19 protein-coding genes are annotated in these 21,333 nt (G+C 67.6%); all 19 read left to right on the plus strand.

All coding sequences use genetic code 11. The features are described from left to right. Nucleotides 1–41 precede the first annotated feature (41 nt). Nucleotides 42–803: a DeoR/GlpR family DNA-binding transcription regulator gene (locus tag ASF17_RS07775; RefSeq protein ID WP_055797439.1), complete on the plus strand. Its 762-nt coding sequence runs from the start codon at nt 42–44 to the stop codon at nt 801–803. A 95-nt stretch (nt 804–898) separates the two neighbouring features. Further along, a complete protein-coding gene (locus ASF17_RS07780; protein WP_055797441.1) occupies nt 899–2,101 on the plus strand; it encodes a PTS mannitol transporter subunit IICB in 1,203 nt (400 codons plus the stop codon). Nucleotides 2,102–2,159: 58 nt separating this feature from the next. Next, entirely contained in the window at nt 2,160–2,468 is a 309-nt protein-coding gene (locus tag ASF17_RS07785) for a PTS lactose transporter subunit IIB (RefSeq protein WP_055797448.1), read from the plus strand. A gap of 2 nt (nt 2,469–2,470) precedes the next feature. Further along, nucleotides 2,471–2,932, plus strand: a complete 462-nt coding sequence (locus ASF17_RS07790; RefSeq protein WP_055797450.1) for a PTS sugar transporter subunit IIA — start codon at nt 2,471–2,473, stop codon at nt 2,930–2,932. 95 nt (nt 2,933–3,027) lie between these two features. After that, complete coding sequence (locus ASF17_RS07795; RefSeq protein WP_055797453.1) at nt 3,028–3,297, plus strand: HPr family phosphocarrier protein; 270 nt, start codon at nt 3,028–3,030, stop codon at nt 3,295–3,297. A 112-nt stretch (nt 3,298–3,409) separates the two neighbouring features. Next, nucleotides 3,410–5,095, plus strand: a complete 1,686-nt coding sequence (locus tag ASF17_RS07800) for a DUF885 domain-containing protein (RefSeq protein WP_055797454.1) — start codon at nt 3,410–3,412, stop codon at nt 5,093–5,095. A gap of 173 nt (nt 5,096–5,268) precedes the next feature. Continuing rightward, entirely contained in the window at nt 5,269–6,717 is a 1,449-nt protein-coding gene (rpsA, locus tag ASF17_RS07805; RefSeq protein ID WP_055797456.1) for a 30S ribosomal protein S1, read from the plus strand. A gap of 118 nt (nt 6,718–6,835) precedes the next feature. Continuing rightward, on the plus strand, nt 6,836–7,486 hold the full coding sequence (coaE, locus tag ASF17_RS07810; RefSeq protein WP_055797458.1) for a dephospho-CoA kinase: 651 nt from the start codon (nt 6,836–6,838) through the stop codon (nt 7,484–7,486). A gap of 10 nt (nt 7,487–7,496) precedes the next feature. Further along, the gene (gene uvrB, locus ASF17_RS07815; protein ID WP_055797460.1) at nt 7,497–9,563 is read left to right on the plus strand and encodes an excinuclease ABC subunit UvrB; all 2,067 of its coding nucleotides are present in this window, start codon (nt 7,497–7,499) and stop codon (nt 9,561–9,563) included. Further along, nucleotides 9,553–10,455 carry an SDR family NAD(P)-dependent oxidoreductase gene (locus tag ASF17_RS07820; RefSeq protein WP_055797463.1) on the plus strand — a complete coding sequence of 301 codons (903 nt, stop codon included), beginning with the start codon at nt 9,553–9,555 and terminating at the stop codon, nt 10,453–10,455. The genes uvrB and ASF17_RS07820 overlap by 11 nt, the downstream gene beginning before the upstream one ends. 41 nt (nt 10,456–10,496) lie before the next feature. Next, nucleotides 10,497–13,451 (plus strand): excinuclease ABC subunit UvrA, encoded by a 2,955-nt coding sequence (uvrA, locus tag ASF17_RS07825; RefSeq protein ID WP_055797466.1) that lies wholly within the window; start codon nt 10,497–10,499, stop codon nt 13,449–13,451. Beyond that, nucleotides 13,448–15,376: an excinuclease ABC subunit UvrC gene (gene uvrC / locus ASF17_RS07830; protein WP_055797469.1), complete on the plus strand. Its 1,929-nt coding sequence runs from the start codon at nt 13,448–13,450 to the stop codon at nt 15,374–15,376. The genes uvrA and uvrC overlap by 4 nt, the downstream gene beginning before the upstream one ends. A gap of 42 nt (nt 15,377–15,418) precedes the next feature. After that, entirely contained in the window at nt 15,419–16,300 is an 882-nt protein-coding gene (gene rapZ / locus ASF17_RS07835) for an RNase adapter RapZ (RefSeq protein ID WP_055797472.1), read from the plus strand. A 58-nt stretch (nt 16,301–16,358) separates the two neighbouring features. Continuing rightward, nucleotides 16,359–17,339 carry a DNA-binding protein WhiA gene (whiA, locus tag ASF17_RS07840; protein ID WP_055797475.1) on the plus strand — a complete coding sequence of 327 codons (981 nt, stop codon included), beginning with the start codon at nt 16,359–16,361 and terminating at the stop codon, nt 17,337–17,339. Nucleotides 17,340–17,523: 184 nt separating this feature from the next. Beyond that, entirely contained in the window at nt 17,524–18,528 is a 1,005-nt protein-coding gene (gap, locus tag ASF17_RS07845) for a type I glyceraldehyde-3-phosphate dehydrogenase (protein ID WP_055797479.1), read from the plus strand. An 82-nt stretch (nt 18,529–18,610) separates the two neighbouring features. Further along, nucleotides 18,611–19,822, plus strand: a complete 1,212-nt coding sequence (locus tag ASF17_RS07850; RefSeq protein ID WP_055797482.1) for a phosphoglycerate kinase — start codon at nt 18,611–18,613, stop codon at nt 19,820–19,822. Beyond that, a complete protein-coding gene (gene tpiA, locus ASF17_RS07855; protein ID WP_055797485.1) occupies nt 19,816–20,604 on the plus strand; it encodes a triose-phosphate isomerase in 789 nt (262 codons plus the stop codon). Before ASF17_RS07850 ends, tpiA begins: the two co-directional genes overlap by 7 nt. A 114-nt stretch (nt 20,605–20,718) precedes the next feature. Next, entirely contained in the window at nt 20,719–20,970 is a 252-nt protein-coding gene (gene secG / locus ASF17_RS07860; RefSeq protein WP_055797488.1) for a preprotein translocase subunit SecG, read from the plus strand. Further along, on the plus strand, nt 20,970–21,326 hold the full coding sequence (locus ASF17_RS07865; protein WP_055797491.1) for an RNA polymerase-binding protein RbpA: 357 nt from the start codon (nt 20,970–20,972) through the stop codon (nt 21,324–21,326). The genes secG and ASF17_RS07865 overlap by 1 nt, the downstream gene beginning before the upstream one ends. Nucleotides 21,327–21,333 lie beyond the last annotated feature (7 nt).

The raw sequence follows: 21,333 nt of genomic DNA on the forward strand, positions 1-21,333 counted from the left end.
GACGCTTCCGCGTTCACCCCCGCACGACGACGAGGTCCCGCATGTACGCACCGGAGCGTCATCAGCAGATCCTCGACACGGCCCTGACACGCGGGCGCGTCGAGGTCGCCGGTCTGGCCCGAGAGCTGTCCGTCGCTCCGGAGACCGTCCGCCGTGATCTCACGGAGCTCGAGCGACGAGGCGTCCTCCGCCGGGTGCACGGCGGCGCCATCGCGGTGGAGCGCCTCGGCATCGAGCCCCCGGTCGTCGACCGAGAGGGGACCGCGGCGGCCGAGAAGGACCGGATCGCGCGCGCGGCCCTCGACGAGCTCCCCGACGAGGGTTCCATCATCATCGACGCGGGAACGACCGCCATCCGCTTCGCGGAGCTCCTCCCCGTCGACCGCGTGCTCACGGTCGTCACGCATTCGCTGGCCGTCGCGACCATCCTCATCAGCCGACCCAACGTGACGCTCCACCTCCTGGGCGGACTCATCCGCACCAGGACGTACTCGTCCGTGGGCGACTGGACGCGGAGCCAGCTCGCTGACGTCTTCGCCGACGTCTCCTTCATCGGGACGAACGGCGTCTCCGTCGAGCGTGGTCTCAGCACCCCCGATCTCGCCGAGGCGCGGGTCAAGCGCGCGCTCCTGGCCTCCTCCCGCCGGACCGTGGTCCTCGCGGATCACAGCAAGTTCGGACGAGAGGACTTCGCCAAGGTGTCGCCCCTCTCCGACGTCGACACCATCGTCACCGACTCCGGCGTCGATCTCGAGCTGGCCGACGACGTCGAACGCGCCGGCCCGAGGGTCGTGATCGTCTGATGCCGCCTCTCCCGCACAGCCGCACCCGAAGCACCACCATCTCACCGCACCTCCACCACCAGACTCGTCACTGAGTACGAAGGAGTACCTCTCCCATGTCCGAATTCACCCCCACGGTCACCGGAACGGGTGCGCGCGCTCGCGTGCAGCGTTTCGGCGGCTTCCTCGCCGGCATGATCATGCCGAACATCGGCGCGTTCATCGCCTGGGGTCTCATCACGGCCCTGTTCATCCAGACCGGATGGACCCCCGTCCCGCAGCTGGGCGGATTCGGCGAGATGAGCGACGGCACCCCGTGGCCCGGCCTCGTCGGACCGATCATCAAGTACCTCCTGCCGATCCTGATCGCCTACACGGGTGGTCGCATGATCCACGGCCAGCGCGGTGCGGTCATCGGCGCGGTCGGCGTCATGGGCGTCATCGTCGCCACGGACGCTCCGCAGTTCCTCGGCGCCATGATCGTCGGGCCCCTCGCCGCCTGGCTGCTCAAGAAGTTCGACGACGTCGTCGACGGGCGCATCAAGTCCGGCTTCGAGATGCTCGTCAACAACTTCTCGCTCGGGATCATCGGCGCGGCCGTGGCCGTGGGCGCCTTCTTCGGCCTCGCGCCCGTCACGAACTGGCTGACCAGCGTCTTCGGCAGCGGCGTGGACTTCCTCGTCGAGCGCGGTCTCCTCCCGCTGGCCTCGATCATCATCGAGCCCGCGAAGATCCTGTTCCTCAACAACGCCATCAACCAGGGCGTGCTGACCCCGCTGGGCGGCATCGAGTCGCAGGAGACCGGCAAGTCGATCCTCTTCATGCTCGAGTCGAACCCCGGCCCCGGCCTCGGCATCCTCCTCGCGTTCCTCTTCTTCGGTCCGCGTGCGATCCGCCCGTCGGCTCCCGCCGCCATCGTCGTGCACTTCTTCGGCGGCATCCACGAGATCTACTTCCCCTACGTGCTGATGAAGCCCGTCCTCCTGGTCGCCGCCATCCTCGGTGGCGCCACCGGCATCACGGTCTTCTCGCTCTTCGGCGTCGGCCTCGTCGGCCCCGCCTCGCCGGGCAGCATCATCGCGTACACGCTCGTAGCAGCCCGCGGAGACATCCTGCCGATCTACCTGGGCATCCTGCTCTCCGCCGCGGTGTCGTTCGTCGTCTCCGCGTTCCTGATGGGCTTCGGCCGCAAGGAGAACCGCGAGGCGGCCGCCGAGGACGCTGCCGCACAGCAGCAGGCACTCGCCGACGCCCAGGCCGCGACCGCGGCCAACAAGGCCACCAGCAAGGGCACCGCCGCTCCCACAGCGACCCAGTGATTGAATCGGGTGACGGCTCCGGCCGTCCCCCGTCCCCCCTCTACACAAGGAGACCACCATGGCAACACTCGACGGATCGTCCATCAAGAAGCTCATCGTCGCCTGCGACGCCGGCATGGGGAGCAGCGTCATGCTCGCCTCGACGCTGAAGAAGCAGCTCAAGAAGAGCGGCGTCACCGTCGAGCACTCGCCCGTCGCGGAGATCCCCGCCGACGCCGACGTCGTGGTGACGCAGAACAACCTCGCCGAGCGCGCGCGCGGTGTCGTCCCGAACGTCCCCGTGGTGCCCTTCCAGCTGTTCATGGGCGACCCCAACGTCGCCAAGATCGTCAAGGCGATCCAGGACGGCACGACGGTCGAGGTCTGACGATGTCGGAACAGGCCCCCGAGCTCACGGCCCTCCTCGCCGAGTCGTCGATCCGACTCGACCAGTCCGCAGCGTCACGAGACGAGGCCATCCGGGCCACCGGTCAGGCGCTCGTCGAGGCGGGCGCCATCGACGAGGGCTACATCGACGCGATGTTCGAGCGCGAGAACTCCGTCTCGACCTACGTCGGAGAAGGCGTCGCCATCCCGCACGGCACCCTCGCGGGGAAGGACTCCGTGAAGAGCGACGCGCTCGTCGTCCTCCGGTTCCCCACCCCGGTCGACTGGGATGGCAACGAGGTCTCGGTCACCGTCGGCATCGCCGCCAAGGGCAATGGTCACATCGCGATCCTCAGCCAGCTGGCGAGCATCCTGATGGACCCCGACAAGGCCGCGGCTCTCCGCGGGGCCACGACGAGCGCGGAGGTCTACGAGCTCCTCCAGTCCGACGAAGACGACGACTGACCGCCCCACCCCTCTCGTCGGCCCCGACCGATCAGATCCACCGCCGTCCGCAGTACGCGGCACCCGACCGCCCCGGTCACGACCAAGGAGTAGAAATGCCCGAACGCACCGTCACCATCGCCTCGAGCGTCGGTCTGCACGCCCGCCCCGCCTCGCTCTTCAGCCAGGCGGCCGGCAAGACCGGCGCGAAGGTCACCCTCACGACCTCCGCCGGCAAGAGCGTGAACGCGGCGAGCATCCTCGGGGTGCTCTCCCTCGGCATCAATCACGGCGACGAGGTCGTCATCGCGACGGACGGCGACAACGCCGACGCGGCCCTCGACGAGCTGGCCGCCCTTCTCGAGACGGACCTCGACAAGGACTGAGCGCCTCCTGCGCCTCGAAGGGCATCGGGCCGACCTGACGGTCGGCTCGGTGCCCTTCTCGGTACCGGGGCGTCCGCCTCGAGAGCACCCTCGCCGCGTCTAGGCTCGCTGCATGTCCGAGCAGACGTCCCCCTCGCCGCGTGTCCCCACCCCCATCGACGACATCGCCGAGCGGTGGGTCGACACGACGATCGACCTCGACCCGACGGTCGCGACCTGGATCGGGCGCCCGGGTCGCACCGGCGGATACGGCGACCTCTCGCCGGAGGGACACGAGCGGCGTGTCGAGGCGGTGCGATCGGTCGCGGCCGAGCTCGCGGCGGCTCCCGTGCTCGATGACGTCGACCGGGTGACCCAGCGCGATCTCGGTGGTGAGCTCGCACTCGATCTGGAGTCCCACGAAGCGGGGTTCCACCTCCGGGACCTGAACGTCATCGCCTCGCCGGTTCAGCAGGTGCGCGAGGTCTTCGATCTGATGCCGACCGTCTCCGTGACGGACTGGTCCGACATCGCCTCCCGCCTCTCGGCCGTGCCCTCCGCCCTGGAGGGCTACGTCGCCACCCTCCGAGCGGGAGTCGCAGCCGACGTCGTCCCGGCGAGGCGTCAGGTAGGGAGGGTCGCCGAACAGTGCCTTCGGATCGGCGCACGGGGCGGCTTCTTCGCCGAACTCGTCGACGGGGGTCGTCCGACCGACGGCACCGCGCCTCCCGCGGCTCTCGAGCGCGATCTCGCCCGCGGGGCCGTTCGAGCCGCCGAGGCCTATCTCGCGCTCGGGGCTCTCCTCACCGAGGAGATCCTCCCCGCGGCCGGTTCCGGCGACGCCGTCGGACGCGATTCGTACTCCCTCCATTCACGACGCTTCCTGGGTGCGACCGTCGATGCGGACGAGACGTACGAGTGGGGTCTCGAGGAGCTGGCGCGGATGACGGCCGAGCAGGAGGCCGTCGCGCAGCGGATCGAACCCGGTGCCAGCGTGCGCCGAGCCGTCGAGGTGCTCGACGCCGATCCCGCCCGGCGGCTGGAAGGGACGGAGGCGCTCCGACGGTGGATGCAGCGCCTCAGCGACCGGGCGGTCGACGAGCTCGGCCGGAGTCACTTCGACATCCCCGACGAGCTGCGGACGCTCGAATGCCGGATCGCGCCCACGAAGGACGGCGGCATCTACTACACGGGTCCCAGCGACGACTTCTCCCGGCCCGGCCGGATGTGGTGGTCGGTTCCGGAGGGCGTCACCAGGTTCGACACCTGGCGCGAGACCACGACGGTCTATCACGAGGGGGTCCCCGGGCACCACCTGCAGCTCGGGCAGGCGGTCCGCAATCGGTCGCAGCTGAACACGTGGCGTCGCCAGCTCGCGGGCACCTCCGGCCACGCCGAGGGGTGGGCGCTGTACGCGGAACGGCTGATGGACGAGCTGGGCTACCTCGACGACCCGGGGGACCGGCTGGGCATGCTCGACGGCCAGCGGATGCGCGCCGCACGCGTCGTCGTGGACATCGGCGTGCACCTCGAGAAGCCGTTCCCCGGCGGGGGGACCTGGAACGCGGAGAACGCCCTGGCGTTCATGCGCGAGAACGTCAACATGGACGACGCCTTCGTCGTGTTCGAGGTGGACCGGTACCTCGGCTGGCCGGGCCAGGCGCCGTCGTACAAGATCGGCCAGCGCATCTGGGAGGAGATCCGCGAGCGGCGTCGTGCGCTCGAGGGGGAGTCCTTCGACGTCCGGCGGTTCCATCGTGAGGCGCTCCGTCTCGGCGGCGTCGGTCTCGACACCCTCCGAAGCGAGATGCTCGGCTGACAGGGGACGCTCCGGACCGACACGAGCCCGGATCCGTTGCCGCCACCACGACAGGTGGCTATGATGTCTTTGCGCTATCTGCGTCACTCTGCCCGTACGCCGCGGTCGATCACCCCGAGACACCTCTCGGACGACAGCGGCCCGATTCATGCTTTCACTGGAGCACTAACTACATGACAACCGTAACGACCAAGGCACCCAAGCAGGTCGCCATCAACGACATCGGATCCGCTGATGACTTCCTGGCCGCGGTCGAAAAGACTCTGAAGTTCTTCAACGACGGCGACCTCATCGAAGGCACGGTCGTGAAGATCGACCGCGACGAGGTCCTCCTCGACGTCGGCTACAAGACGGAGGGTGTGATCCCCTCTCGCGAGCTCTCGATCAAGCACGACGTCGACCCCACCGAGGTCGTCGAGGTCGGCGACACGGTCGAGGCCCTCGTCCTCCAGAAGGAGGACAAGGAAGGCCGTCTGATCCTGTCCAAGAAGCGCGCTCAGTACGAGCGTGCCTGGGGCGATGTCGAGAAGATCAAGGACGCCGACGGCGTCGTCACCGGAACGGTCATCGAGGTCGTCAAGGGCGGTCTCATCGTCGACATCGGACTCCGTGGGTTCCTGCCGGCCTCGCTCATCGAGCTGCGCCGCGTCCGCGACCTCACGCCGTACCTCGGCCAGGAGATCGAGGCCAAGATCCTCGAACTCGACAAGAACCGCAACAACGTGGTCCTGTCGCGTCGTGCGCTCCTCGAGCAGACGCAGTCCGAGAGCCGCACCACCTTCCTCAACAACCTCCACAAGGGCCAGGTCCGCAAGGGCATCGTGTCGTCGATCGTCAACTTCGGTGCGTTCGTCGACCTGGGCGGCGTCGACGGTCTGGTCCACGTCTCCGAACTGAGCTGGAAGCACATCGAGCACGCCAGCGAGGTCGTCGAGGTGGGCCAGGAGGTCACCGTCGAGATCCTCGAGGTCGACCTCGACCGTGAGCGCGTCTCGCTCTCGCTCAAGGCCACGCAGGAGGACCCCTGGCAGGTCTTCGCTCGTACGCACGCCATCGGACAGGTCGCTCCCGGCAAGGTCACCAAGCTGGTGCCGTTCGGTGCGTTCGTCCGCGTCGCGGACGGCATCGAGGGCCTCGTGCACATCTCGGAGCTGTCGGCGAAGCACGTCGAGCTCGCCGAGCAGGTCGTCGCGGTCGGCGACGAGGTGTTCGTCAAGGTCATCGACATCGACCTCGACCGTCGTCGCATCTCGCTGAGCCTCAAGCAGGCCAACGAGGGAGTCGACCCCGAGGGGACCGAGTTCGACCCGGCCCTCTACGGCATGCTCACCGAGTACGACGACCAGGGGAACTACAAGTACCCCGAGGGCTTCGACCCGGAGACCAACGAATGGCGCGAGGGCTTCGACTCGCAGCGCGAGAAGTGGGAGCAGGACTACGCTGCCGCCCAGTCGCGCTGGGAGGCGCACAAGAAGCAGGTCGCCGCTTCGCTGGCCGAGGAGACCACCTTCGACGTTCCCACGGGATCCTCGTTCTCGAACGAGACCCCTTCGGGCGCCGGCACCCTCGCCGACGACGAGTCGCTCGCGGCTCTGCGCGAGAAGCTCTCCAGCAGCAACTGATCACGGCGCTCCGGCGCCCGATCGACCGACAGGCGGTTCCCTTCGGGGAGCCGCCTGTCGGCGTCTCAGACGCCGTCAGCGCGCAGACCCGCGTCAGGGGCAGGAGTAGCATCTGGGGATGTTCGTGTGTGGGCTCACCGGAGGCATCGCCGCGGGGAAGAGCACTGTGGCGGGACGACTCGCCGAGCGGGGTGCCGCTGTGATCGACGCCGATCGACTGGCGCGCGAGGTGGTCGAACCCGGCACGCCCGGCTTGCGGGCGGTGGCCGAACGATTCGGCAGGAGCGTCCTGACCGCTGCCGGTGATCTCGACCGCGCGGCCCTCGGGGGCATCGTCTTCGCCGATGCCTCCGCGCGAGCCGATCTGGAGGCCATCATCCATCCGGCGGTCCGCGCGCTGTCGACGCGTCGGATGAACGAGGCCGTGACCGATGATCCGGAACGCGTCATCGTCTACGACGTGCCCCTCCTCGTCGAGTCCCGTGGTGCCGGAGACTTCGACGTCGTCGCGGTGGTCGACACGCCACGGGAGACGAGGCTCCGGCGCCTCGTCGAACTCCGAGGCATGTCCGAGGCCGAGGCTGTGAGGCGGTTGGACGCGCAGGCGCCCGACGACGTCCGTCTGGCCGCCGCCGACCTCGTGGTCGACGCGAGCGGCACTCTCGACGACACCCGCCGTGGGAGCGACGAGCTCTACGACCGTCTCCGTTCGCTGTCAGCACGCAAGGCGTCCGGCTCATCGGCGAGCACTGTCGGTGGTCGCTCGTAAACTCGAGGGTATGCAACCGACCCGCAGTGTTCGTCCCTTCGAAGTCGTCAGCGAGTACGAACCGAGCGGCGATCAGCCCGCGGCGATCGCCGAGCTGGCTGGTCGGATCAACGCCGGCGAGACGGATGTAGTGCTGCTGGGCGCCACCGGCACGGGCAAGTCGGCCACGACGGCCTGGCTCGTCGAGCAGGTCCAACGCCCCACTCTGGTCCTCGCCCACAACAAGACCCTGGCGGCGCAGCTCGCGAACGAGTTCCGCGAGATGTTCCCCCACAATGCGGTCGAGTACTTCGTGTCGTACTACGACTACTACCAGCCCGAGGCCTACGTCCCCCAGACGGACACGTTCATCGAGAAGGACTCCTCGATCAACGCCGAGGTCGAGCGTCTGCGGCACTCCACGACGAACTCCCTTCTGAGCCGGCGCGACGTCATCGTCGTATCGACGGTCTCGTGCATCTACGGCCTCGGCACACCCGAGGGGTACCTGGAGGCCATGATCGCCCTGCAGGTGGGCCAGAAGATCGAACGCGAGACGCTCATCCGTCGATTCGTGTCGATGCAGTACCAGCGGAACGACATCGACTTCTCTCGGGGCAACTTCCGCGTTCGCGGCGACACCATCGAGATCATCCCGATGTACGAAGAGCTGGCCATCCGCATCGAGATGTTCGGTGACGAGGTCGAGGCCCTCTACGCGCTCCACCCCCTGACCGGTGACGTCGTGAAAACCCTCGATGCCGTCTCCGTCTTCCCGGGTTCCCACTACGTCGCGGGCACCGATGTCATGCACAGGGCCATCGGCACGATCAAAGACGAGCTCGCCGATCGGCTGGCCGAACTCGACAAGCAGGGCAAGCTCCTCGAGTCGCAGCGGCTTCGGATGCGGACGACCTTCGACCTCGAGATGATGGAGCAGATCGGCTTCTGCAACGGCATCGAGAACTACTCGTCCCACATCGACGGCCGGTCGCCAGGCGAAGCGCCGCATTGTCTGCTCGACTACTTCCCCGACGATCTGCTCGTCGTCATCGACGAGTCCCATGTCACGGTGCCGCAGATCGGCGCGATGTACGAGGGCGACGCATCCCGCAAGCGCACCCTGGTCGACCACGGCTTCCGGCTCCCGAGCGCCCTCGACAACAGGCCGCTGAAGTTCGAGGAGTTCCTCGATCGCGTCGGCCAGAAGGTCTACCTCTCGGCGACCCCCGGCAAGTACGAGCTCGGGATCACCGACAGCGTCGTCGAGCAGATCATCCGCCCGACGGGTCTCATCGACCCGGAGATCGTCATCAAACCCTCCGAGGGGCAGATCGACGATCTGCTCGAAGAGATCAAGCTCCGGAGCGAGCGCGACGAACGGGTGCTGGTCACGACCCTGACGAAGAAGATGGCGGAGGAGCTCACCGACTTCCTCACGGAGGCGGGCGTCCGGGTCCGATACCTGCATTCGGACGTCGACACCCTGCGACGCGTCGAGCTGCTGACGGAGCTCCGTCAGGGCGTCTACGACGTGCTCGTCGGAATCAACCTCCTCCGTGAAGGGCTCGACCTCCCGGAGGTGTCGCTCGTCGCGATCCTGGACGCCGACAAGGAGGGATTCCTGAGGTCGTCCACGTCTCTCATCCAGACCATCGGCCGCGCCGCTCGCAACGTGTCCGGGCAGGTCCACATGTACGCCGACAAGATGACCGATTCGATGAAGCAGGCTCTCGAAGAGACTGATCGTCGTCGCGACAAGCAGATCGCCTACAACCTCGAGCGGGGGATCGACCCCCAGCCTCTCCGGAAGAAGATCGCGGACATCACCGAGGCCCTGGCGAGGGAGGGCGTCGACACGGCCGCGCTCCTCGCCGGCCGAGACGGGAAGAAACGAGCCCCGACGCCGAACCTCAGACGCGAGGGTCTGGCGGCGGGTGCGGCCAACGGACTCGAATCGATCATCGCCGACCTCAACGAGCAGATGCTGCAGGCCGCGGCCGAACTGAAGTTCGAGCTCGCCGGGAGACTGCGCGATGAGGTCGCCGACCTGAAGAAGGACCTTCGGCAGATGGAGGCGGCGGGGCATGTCCGCTGATCGGAAGAGGATCGTCGTCACCGGTGCGACCGCAGGGCTCGGGTACTTCGCGGCTGAGCGCCTCGCCGCCCAGGGGCACAGGGTGGTCATCGCCGCCCGTGACGGGGTGCGCGCGAGCCGCGCCGTCGACGCCATCATCGACAGACTGCCCGCGGCCGATCTCGAGACGGTCGAGCTCGACCTGGCGGATCTCCGGTCCGTCCGCTCGGGCGCCGCCGCCATCGCCGCAGGCGGACCGGTGGACGTCCTGCTGGCGAACGCGGGAGTGGTCGGTTCGCGTCGTCGACAGAAGACGACCGACGGATTCGAGCTTCAGTTCGGCACGAACCACCTGGGGCATTTCGCTCTGGTCTCGCACCTCCTCCCCGCTCTCGAAGCCGCCCCGGCGGCCCGTGTGGTGCATCTCGGCAGCATCAGCCATCGGTGGGTCCGGCTCGACCTCGACGACCCGATGATGCTGTCGAGCTACTCCAACTACGTCGCGTACGCGAGATCCAAGCTGGCCGTCATGACCTTCGGCTTCGAACTCGACAGGAGGCTGCGTCGTGCTTCGTCCACCGTGTCGAGCGTGGTCGCGCATCCCGGCTTCTCCTGGGAATCGCTGAGCGAGCCTCGACCTCCCGTCGTCGTGCCCCACCGCCCACCGGCTGTCATCACGTCCGCCATGCACACGTTCTCGCAGGGCAAGGAGATCGGCGCCGAGCCGCTCGTGGAGGCGGCGGTGGCCGAAGGCGTGCGGGGAGGGGAATACTGGGGCCCGGCCGGCTGGTTCCAGTTGACCGGTGGACCCGCGCTCGTGAAGGCCTCAGCCCACGCCTACGATCTCGCAGCCGCAGACCGCCTCTGGACGGAGTCAGCCCGTCTCACCTCCACCCGCCCCTCCCTCGATTGAGCTGAACGCGCCGACCTCGCGATGTCGGTGGCCTTCATAGAATGGTAAGAGTGTCAATCTCTCCCGTAGACGGTGTCCCGAAACTCAGTGTTCGAGGGGCCCGTGTCCACAATCTCCACAACGTCGATCTCGAGATCCCACGGGACTCCCTCGTCGTGTTCACCGGGCTCTCCGGGTCCGGCAAGTCGTCGCTCGCCTTCGACACGATCTTCGCGGAGGGGCAGCGGCGCTACGTCGAGTCCCTCTCCGCGTACGCGAGGCAGTTCCTGGGGCAGGTCGATCGACCGGACGTCGACTTCATCGAGGGGCTCAGCCCGGCCGTGTCGATCGACCAGAAGTCGACGAACCGGAACCCTCGATCCACCGTCGGCACGATCACCGAGATCTACGACTACATGCGTCTGCTCTGGGCCCGGATCGGCATCCCGCACTGCGCCATCTGCGGAGAGAAGATCAGCCGTCAGACGGTGCAGCAGATCGCCGATCAGCTGATGACCCTCGACGAGGGCACCCGCTTCCAGGTCCTCAGCCCCGTCGTCTCGCAGAAGAAGGGCGAGTTCGTCGATCTCTTCGCCGAACTGGCGTCCTCCGGCTACTCGCGGGCCATCGTCGACGGCGAGCAGATCCAGCTCAGCGCCCCGCCGAAGCTCAAGAAGCAGGTCAAGCACGACATCTCCGTCGTCGTCGATCGGCTCGTGGCCTCGCCGTCCGGCCTCACCCGTCTGACGGACTCGCTCGAGACGGCGCTTCGTCTGACCGACGGGCTCGTGACGGTCGACTTCGTCGACACGGACGCCGACGCCGCCGGCAAGTACCGCACGTTCTCCGAGAAGCTCTCCTGCCCGAACAACCACCCGGTCCAGCTGACCGAGATCGAACCGAGGACGTTCTCCTTCAACGCCCCGTTCGGCGCCTGCCCCGAGTGCTCCGGGCTCGGCACCCGCATGTCCGTCGACACCGACCTCGTCCTCGGCGACCCGGAGCTCAGCCTCGTCGAGGGCGTCATCCTCCCGTGGACGAACTCGGGCAAGGGCCTCTACAACTACTTCCAGAAGCTGCTCGAGGGCCTGGCCGTCGATCTGGACTTCAGCCTGAAGACCCCGTGGGCGCAGCTGCCGACCCGCATCCAGCAGGCGGTCCTGCACGGGAACGACTTCGAGGTCACGGTCAAGTGGAAGAACCGCTTCGGCCGGGAGATGAAGTACTCGACCGGCTTCGAGGGCGTCATGCCGTACATCGAGCGGAAGTACGCCGAAGCCGAGAGCGACAGCCAACGCCAGCGGTACTCGGAGTACCTCCGCGAGATCCCGTGCTCGGTCTGCGACGGAAAGCGCCTGAAGCCCGAGGTCCTCGCGGTCACCGTGGCCGATCACAACATCGCCGACGTCTCGGAGCTGAGTCTCGCGGACGCCTTCACGTTCATGAACGGTCTCACCCTGACCGTCCGTGAGGCGCGGATCGCGGCGCAGGTCCTCCGAGAGATCCGGGTGCGACTCGAATTCCTTCTCGAGGTCGGTCTCACCTACCTGTCGCTGAGTCGCGCCGCGGGCTCGCTGTCCGGTGGTGAGGCCCAGCGCATCAGGCTCGCCACACAGATCGGCTCCGGGCTGACGGGCGTCCTCTACGTCCTCGACGAACCCAGCATCGGCCTTCATCAGCGCGACAACCGGCGCCTCATCGACACCCTGGTCAAACTGAAGAACCTGGGCAACACGCTCATCGTCGTCGAGCACGACGAAGACACGATCAAGACCGCCGACTGGATCGTCGACATCGGCCCCGGTGCCGGTGTCAACGGCGGCACGGTGGTGCACTCCGGCAACTACGAGGACCTCGTCGCCAACACCGACTCCTACACAGGCGACTACCTGTCAGGTCGTCGCTCGATCGAGACTCCGACCGAACGACGTCCCATCGACAAGAAGCGCATGCTGAGCGTGGTCGGAGCCAAGGCCAACAACCTGCGCGACGTCACGGTGGAGTTCCCGCTGGGAACCTTCGTCGCGGTCACGGGAGTGAGCGGTTCGGGCAAGTCGTCCCTCGTGAACGACATCCTGTACAAGGTCCTGGCCAACAAGCTGAACGGCGCGAGGCAGATCCCGGGCAAGCACCTCCGGGTGACCGGACTCGACAACCTCGACAAGGTCGTCCATGTGGACCAGGCGCCGATCGGCCGGACGCCTCGTTCGAACCCCGCCACGTACACCGGCGTCTTCGACCGGATCCGGAACCTGTTCGCCGAGACGACCGACGCCAAGGCGCGCGGTTACCTCCCCGGGCGCTTCAGCTTCAACGTCAAGGGCGGGCGCTGCGAGAACTGCGCCGGCGACGGCACCATCAAGATCGAGATGAACTTCCTGCCCGACGTCTACGTCGCGTGCGAGGTCTGCGGCGGTGCTCGCTACAACCGGGAGACCCTCGCGGTGCTCTACAAGGGCAAGAACATCTCCGAGGTGCTCGACATGCCCATCAGCGAGGCGGCCGAGTTCTTCGCGCCGATCTCCGCCATCTCCCGATTCATGTCCACTCTGGTCGACGTCGGCCTCGGCTACGTGCGTCTCGGGCAGAGCGCGACCACCCTGTCCGGCGGAGAGGCGCAGCGCGTCAAGCTCGCCACGGAGCTCCAGCGGCGGTCAAACGGGCGGAGCATCTACGTGCTCGACGAGCCCACGACCGGTCTCCACTTCGAGGACGTCCGCAAGCTGCTGCTCGTGCTGAACGGTCTCGTCGACAAGGGCAACACCGTGATCACCATCGAGCACAACCTCGACGTGATCAAGTCGGCCGACTGGCTCATCGACATGGGTCCGGAGGGCGGAGCAGGAGGAGGCTCGGTCATCGCCGCCGGTACGCCCGAGTTCCTCGCGAAGGTACCCGACAGCCACACGGGCAGGTTCCTGGCCGAGATCCTCGAGAGCGGGCACACGGCCGTCCCGTCGCGCGCCACCCAGAAGGCACCCGCACGACGCCGTCGGGAGGCGCTGGACGCACGATGAGCAACACGGTGTCCTGGCGACCCCCGGCAGGTGAGATCCCCACCGACCCCGGTGTCTATCGATGGCTCGACGAGCGAGGTCGAGTGCTGTACGTCGGCAAAGCGAAGAATCTCCGAGCCCGCCTGAGCAACTACTTCGCGCCGCTGCCCACGCTGCATGAACGCACCCGCCGGATGGTCCTGACGGCACGTTCGGTGACATGGACTGTCGTGGGAAGCGACATCGAGGCGCTGCAGCTCGAGTACACCTGGATCAAAGAGTTCGACCCGCCCTTCAACGTCAAATTCCGCGACGACAAGACCTACCCGTTCATGGCTGTGACGCTCGGCGACGAGGCGCCCCGGGTGATGGTCACGCGCAATCCCCGGATCAGAGGCGCGAAGTACTTCGGTCCGTACCCGAAGATCTGGGCCGTGCACGACACGATCGACCTGATGATCAAGGTGTTCCCGATCCGCACCTGCTCGGACAGCAGCTACAAGAAGGCCATGCAGACGGGGAAGCCCTGCTTCCCCGGCCAGATCGGTCGCTGCGGTGGTCCATGTTCGGGGAAGGTCACGATCGAGGAGCATCGTCGGATCGTCGACGACTTCGTGCGCTTCATGAAGAGCTACGACAAGAAGGTCATCGCCGGGCTGCAGAAGGAGATGAAGACGGCGGCCATCGACCAGCGGTACGAGGATGCGGCCAGGTACCGAGACCAGGTCCAGGCTCTCGAGGCGGTCCTCGACAAGTCCGCCGTGGTCCTCCGCGACTCCGTCGACCTCGACCTCTTCGCCCTCGCCGAGGACGAGCTGGCCGCTGCCGTGCAGCTCTTCACGGTCCGGGGCGGACGCATCCGCGGCTCGAGGGGCTGGGTCGTCGACAAGGAGATCGACGTCGGCACCGGAGAACTGGTCGAGCAGATCCTCCAGGACACCTACTCGGCCGGGGCCGAGCTCCCGCGAGAGGTCGTCGTCACGGCCGTGCCCGACGACAACGATGCGCTGGAGAGCGTCCTCGGCGGACTGCGAGGCAGGGGGAGGGTCCAGATCCATACGGCGCAGCGGGGCGACAAGGCCGCCCTCATGCAGACGGCCACGCTCAACGCGCAGCAGGCCCTGATGCTCTACAAGACGAGGCGGAGCGCGGACTTCGCGACCCGCTCGACGGCTCTCGCGGACATCCAGGAGGCCCTCGGCATGAGCGACGCGCCGCTCCGGATGGAGTGCTACGACGTCTCGCACCTCTCGGGCACGAACATCGTCGCCTCCATGGTCGTCTTCGAAGACGGTCTGCCTCGGAAAGACCAGTACCGCCGATTCAACATCCCCCGGTCGACCGACGACACCGAGTCCATCTATCAGACGTTGAGTCGTCGTCTCGCACGTCTGGACGACGAGCTCGCTCCGGTGGAGGAGGTCGGCGAACAACGAAAGCGATTCGCGTACCGTCCGAACCTGCTGATCGTCGACGGCGGTCAACCGCAGGTCGCGGCGGCTCGACGCGCCCTCGACGACGCCGGGGTCACGGACATCGCCCTCTGCGGGATCGCCAAGCGCCTGGAGGAGATCTGGCTGCCCGACGACGACTTCCCGGTGATCCTGCCTCGGAACTCCGACGCGCTGTTCCTCATCCAGCGCATCCGCGACGAAGCGCACCGCTTCGCCATCACGTTCCAGCGCCAGCGTCGACGTCGCGACATAGCCTCGCAGCTGGCGGAGATCCCCGGGCTCGGTCCGTCTCGCGTGGCGCGGCTCCTCAAGCACTTCGGGTCGGTCAAACGTCTGAAGGAGGCTGGAATCGACGAGATCGCCTCGATCAAGGGCATCGGACCGGCTCTCGCCACGGCTGTGGCGGAGAGACTCGGCGGCGACTCGGCGGCGGAGTCGGTGGAGGCCGAGGACGACCTCACGGCCTCCGGCGACGCCTCCGTACCCGTTTAGACTCGACCCACCGCCCGACCGCCCCGACCGAAGGTCACCGTCATGAGCGATTCAAGCGAACAGCAAGAGGTCCTGATCGTGACCGGGATGTCGGGCGCAGGCCGCTCCACCGTGGGCAACGCCCTGGAGGACCTCGGCTGGTACGTCGTCGACAACCTGCCCGCGCAGATGCTCCGCCCGTTGCTGGATCTCGCGGAACGCGCCGGCGACTCCCTCCCGAAGATCGCCGCGGTCGTCGACGTCCGGGGCGGACGACTGTTCTCCGAGGCGCAGGAGGCGGTCCGCACTCTCCGTGAGAGCATGCCGAGCAAGGTCAGGGTCCTGTTCCTCGACGCGACGGACGCCGTCCTGGTGCGACGATTCGAGCAGGTCAGACGACCCCATCCGCTCCAGGGCGACGGCACGCTGCTCGACGGCATCCTGGCCGAACGCGCCAGGATGGAGGAGCTGCGCGAGACGAGCGACGTCATCATCGACACGTCGGAGCTGAACATCCACCAGCTCGCGACGGCGATCACCGAGACCTTCGCCGAGTCGGAGGATCCCGGGGTCCAGGTGACCGTCCTCAGCTTCGGCTTCAAGTACGGCCTCCCCACCGATGCGGACATGGTGGGCGATGCGCGGTTCCTGCCGAATCCGTTCTGGGTTCCGGAACTCCGTCCGCAGAACGGTCTGGACGAGCCGGTGACGACGTACGTCATGGCTCAGCAGGGCGCGCGTCGATTCATCGACGCGTTCGGGGCCGCCCTCGAGCCCGTGCTCGAGGGCTATCAGCGTGAGAACAAGAGACACGCTACGATCGCCATTGGCTGCACCGGCGGCAAGCATCGATCGGTCACCCTCGTCGGTGAACTGGCAGCGCATCTGCGCGGGCTCCGTGGTGTGGCCGTCAGCGTGAAGCATCGCGACCTCGGCCGGGAGTGACCGAGACGGTCGGCGGATTCGTGCGCGCGCCGATCGACCCGAGAGAAGGAACCCAGGTTTGGCCCAGACTGCCGACGTCAAAGAAGAACTCGCTCAGATCGACGTGAGCCGGACGACCGTCCGAGCCGCGGAGGTCGCGACGATCCTGCGGTTCGCCGGCGGGTTGCACGTCATATCCGGGCGCATCGCCGTCGAAGCCGAACTCGACAGCCCGGGCATCGCCCGTCGCGTCCGGAAGGACCTCGCCGAGCTCTACGGCGCCCGGAGCGACGTCTCGGTGATCGCGGCCTCGGGCGTGAGGCGCACCAATCACTATCTCGTCCGAGTACACGAGGCCGGTGAGACGCTCGCGCGTCAGACGGGCCTCATGGACCAGCGCAGACGTCCGGTGCGAGGCCTGCCGAATCGGCTGACGACGGGATCGAGAGAAGACCTCGCCGCCATCTGGCGTGGTGCGTTCCTCGCGCAGGGCACTCTGACCGACCCCGGCCGATCCGCGTCGCTCGAGGTCGTCTGCCCGGGCAACGAAGCGGCCATGGCCCTGGTCGGCGCCGCCGGTCGTCTCGGCATCCCCGCGAAGGCCCGGGAGGTGCGAGGGGTTCACCGCGTCCTCATCCGCGACGGCGAGGCGATCAGCTCGATGCTCAAGACGATGGGCGCCCTGCGCTCCGTGGGCGAGTGGGAGGAGATGCGCCAACGCCGGGAGGTGCGGGCCACGGCGAACCGCCTGGTCAACTTCGACGACGCGAATCTCCGGCGCTCGGCGGAAGCCGCCGTGGCGGCCTGCGCCCGCGTCGAACGAGCGATGGAACTGCTCGGGGACGACATCCCCGACCACTTGAAGTACGCCGGCACGCTCCGCCTCGCCCACCGCGACGCGAGTCTCGACGAGCTCGGCCAGCACGCTGATCCGCCGATGACGAAAGACGCCGTCGCCGGTCGGATCCGGCGCCTCCTGGCCATGGCCGACAAGAAGGCCTCCGACCTCGGGCTGCCCGGCACGGACTCCGGTCTGCCGTCGGATCTCGACCTCAGCTGAGGCGGGCGGGACGCCGCTCCGAAGGGTGGTCGAGCCCGGGCGTCGCCCCGGGTAACACCGGTCCGTGCCTGGTAGTGTCGCGTACGGCTGCGCATCCTCTTCCTCACGGTGTCGGGTGCGTTCTCGGGTCTGGTCGCCCACCCCCTCCACGCGTCCCCACGACGCCTGAGCAACAGGAGTTTCATTGACCGTCAAGATCGGCATCAACGGCTTCGGTCGTATCGGCCGCAACTACTTCCGCGCCGCGCTCGCCAAGGGCACCGACATCGAGATCGTCGCCGTCAACGACCTCACCGACAACGCCGCGCTGGCGCACCTCCTCAAGTTCGACTCCATCACCGGTCGCCTCGACGCGACGGTGGAGCTCGACGGCGACTCGATCGTCGTCGACGGCAAGCCGATCAAGGTGCTCGCCGAGCGCGACCCCGCCAACCTGCCCTGGGGCGAGCTGGGCGTCGACATCGTCATCGAGTCGACCGGCTTCTTCACCAAGGCCGAGGACGCCCGGAAGCACATCACGGCGGGCGCCAAGAAGGTCCTGATCTCCGCACCGGCGACCGGCGACGACGCCACGATCGTCCTGGGCGTCAACGAGGGCATCTACGACCCCGCCAAGCACGACATCATCTCGAACGCGTCGTGCACGACGAACAGCCTCGCTCCGCTGATGAAGGTGTTCCTCGACAACTTCGGCGTCGAGCGCGGCCTCATGACCACCGTGCACGCCTACACGGCCGACCAGAACCTCCAGGACGGCCCCCACAAGGACCCGCGTCGCGCTCGCGCCGCCGCGGTCAACATCGTCCCGACCTCGACGGGAGCGGCCAAGGCCATCGGCCTCGTCATCCCCGAGCTCGCCGGAAAGCTCGACGGCTACGCCCTCCGGGTGCCGGTCCCCACCGGCTCGATCACTGACGTCACGCTCGAGACGAGCACCCCGGTGACGGTCGAGCAGATCAACGCCGCGTACAAGGCCGCCGCCGAGGGCGAGCTCAAGGGCATCCTCGCCTACTCCGAGGACCCGCTGGTCTCGTCGGACATCACCACCGACCCGCACTCGTCGATCTACGACTCGGGGCTGACCAAGGTCATCGGCAACATGGTGAAGATCACCTCGTGGTACGACAACGAGTGGGGCTACAGCAACCGCCTGGTCGACCTGACCAAGTACGTGGCGGACCGCCTGTAAGAGCGGCGGCATCCCGAGAACCGAACCACCGAAGGCGGCTGGGCCCCGTGCCCGGCCGCCTTCGTCGAACGAAGAGAAGGTCATGACCCTGAGAACACTCGAGTCCCTCGGCTCCCTGTCCGGTCGGCGAGTCATCGTCCGCTGCGACCTCAACGTCCCCCTGAAAGACGGTCGCATCACCGACGACGGTCGGGTCAGGGCCTCTCTCGCGACCCTCGACGCCCTGATCAACCAGGGCGCTCGCGTCATCGTCATCAGCCACCTGGGGCGCCCCGACGGCGAGGTCGCCGCCGAGTACAGCCTCCGTCCGGTGGCGCAGCGGCTCAGCGAGCTGCTCGGCAAGAGCGTCGGATTCGTCTCCGAGACCGTGGGGGAGGAGGCCGTCGCCGCCGTCGCCGCCCTCCAGGACGGCCAGATCACCGTCCTCGAGAACCTGCGCTTCGCCGCGGCCGAGACCTCCAAGGACCCGGACGAGCGTCTGGAATTCGCCGAGAAGCTCGCGGAGCTCGGCGACGTCTTCGTCTCCGACGGGTTCGGGGTCGTGCACCGCGAGCAGGCGAGCGTCTCCGACCTGCCGAAGCTCCTCCCCAGCGCTGCGGGCACGCTCATCTCCGCGGAGCTCGAGGTCCTCCAGAGGCTCACGGAGACGCCGGAGCGGCCCTACACGGTCGTCCTGGGCGGTTCGAAGGTGTCGGACAAGCTGGGGGTCATCGAGCATCTCCTGCCCCGGGTCGACAACCTGCTCGTGGGCGGCGGCATGCTCTTCACCTTCCTCGCCGCCCAGGGTCACCCCGTCGGCAAGAGCCTCCTCGAGGCCGATCAGATCGAGCGGGTCCGGGGCTACCTCGCGGAGGCCGAGAAGAGGGGCGTGACGATCGTCCTCCCCGTCGACGTCGAGGTGGCCTCGGCGTTCTCCGCCGATGCGGATCATGAGACCGTCTCCGTCGACGGCATCGAGGCGTCCGCCTTCGGTTCGGACGCGATCGGACTGGACATCGGGCCGGAGACGGCCGCTCGTTTCGCCGAGATCGTCCTCGGGTCCAAGACGGTCTTCTGGAACGGCCCCATGGGCGTGTTCGAATTCGACGCGTTCGCGCAGGGGACGAAGACGGTGGCCCAGGCGCTCACCGACGTCCGCGGGCTCGCCGTCGTGGGCGGCGGGGACTCCGCTGCCGCCGTGCGGGCGCTCGGCTTCTCGGACGACCAGTTCGGCCACATCTCCACCGGCGGTGGAGCCAGCCTCGAGTTCCTCGAGGGCAAACGACTCCCCGGACTGGAGGTCCTCGGATGGTGACCACGCGCACGCCCCTCATCGCCGGCAACTGGAAGATGAACCTGGATCATCTCCAGTCGATCGCCTTCGTCCAGAAGCTCGCTTGGAGTCTCAAGGACGCCAAGCACGAACACTCGGCCGTCGAGGCCGTCGTGTTCCCTCCCTTCACCGATCTCCGTTCCGTGCAGACGCTGCTCGACGCCGACAAGCTCCCGCTCGGGCTCGGCGCACAGGATCTGTCCGCGCACGACTCCGGAGCGCACACGGGCGAGATCTCGGGCGCCTTCCTCGCGAAACTCGACATCCGCTACGTCATCGTGGGTCATTCGGAGCGTCGGACGATGCACGGCGAGACCGATGCCGTCGTGGCGAGCAAGGTCGTCGCCGCTCACCGCAACGGACTCGTCCCGGTCCTCTGCGTCGGCGAGACGGCGGACGATCTCGAGAAGCACGGACCGAGCGCGGTTCCGGTCGCGCAGCTCCGAGCCGCCCTCGCGGATCTCCCCGGCGACGCCGAGATCGTCGTGGCCTACGAGCCCGTCTGGGCCATCGGCTCGGGCAAGGCCGCCACGGCGGAGCAGGCCGAGCAGGTCTGCGCCGCCCTGCGGGAGGCCCTGTCCCGAGAACGTGGCGCCGACTCGGCCGCCGCCACGCGCATCCTGTACGGCGGATCCGTCAAGTCGACGAACATCGCCTCGTTCATGCGCGAACCCAACGTGGACGGAGCCCTCGTCGGAGGAGCCAGCCTGGACATCGAGGAGTTCTCGAGCATCGTCAGGTTCCCGTCGCACGTCGGCGTCTAGTCGACCACCCAACCGCTGCGAGTCGGACATCTCGCTCCACCCGCGGGTGAGGCCGCTGACGACCGGGCCGACGGTTATACTCGTTAGCGGTCTCACCGCATCGAAAGGTCCCACGTGGAAATTCTCCAGGTCATCCTGCAGGTGTTGCTCGGCATCACGAGCCTCCTGCTGACCCTTCTCATCCTGCTCCATCGAGGTCGAGGGGGCGGTCTGTCCGACATGTTCGGCGGCGGCGTCACGAGCAACCTCGGTGCGTCCGGGGTCGCCGAGCGGAACCTGAATCGCATCACCGTGTTCCTCGGTCTCGTGTGGATCACGTGCATCGTCGTGCTGGGTCTCATCACCAAGTTCTCGGCGGTGGCCTGATGGCGTCGGGCGGTAGCGCCATCCGCGGGTCGCGCGTCGGAGCCGGCCCCATGGGCGAGCAGGATCGCGGTTATCACGCCGAGCGGATCACGATCTCCTACTGGGACGCCCTCGGGAACGAGGTGGTGCGTCATTTCGCAGCCAACGTCCCCGAAGACGAGATCCCCGAGACGGTCGACTCACCGTCCAGTGGTCTGCCTGCAGGCCGCGACAAGGCGAACCCCCCGAGCGTCGCCAAGCTCGAGCCCTACAAGACGCATCTGGCCTATGTGAAAGAGCGTCGCTCCGAAGAGGAAGCAGCACAGCTTCTGGAAGAGGCGCTGCAGCAGCTGCGTGTCCGCCGAGGCAAGGCCTGATCCATCC

It is taken from the genome of Frigoribacterium sp. Leaf263, assembly GCF_001422285.1.
In the GTDB taxonomy this organism is placed as follows: Bacteria; Actinomycetota; Actinomycetes; order Actinomycetales; family Microbacteriaceae; genus Frigoribacterium.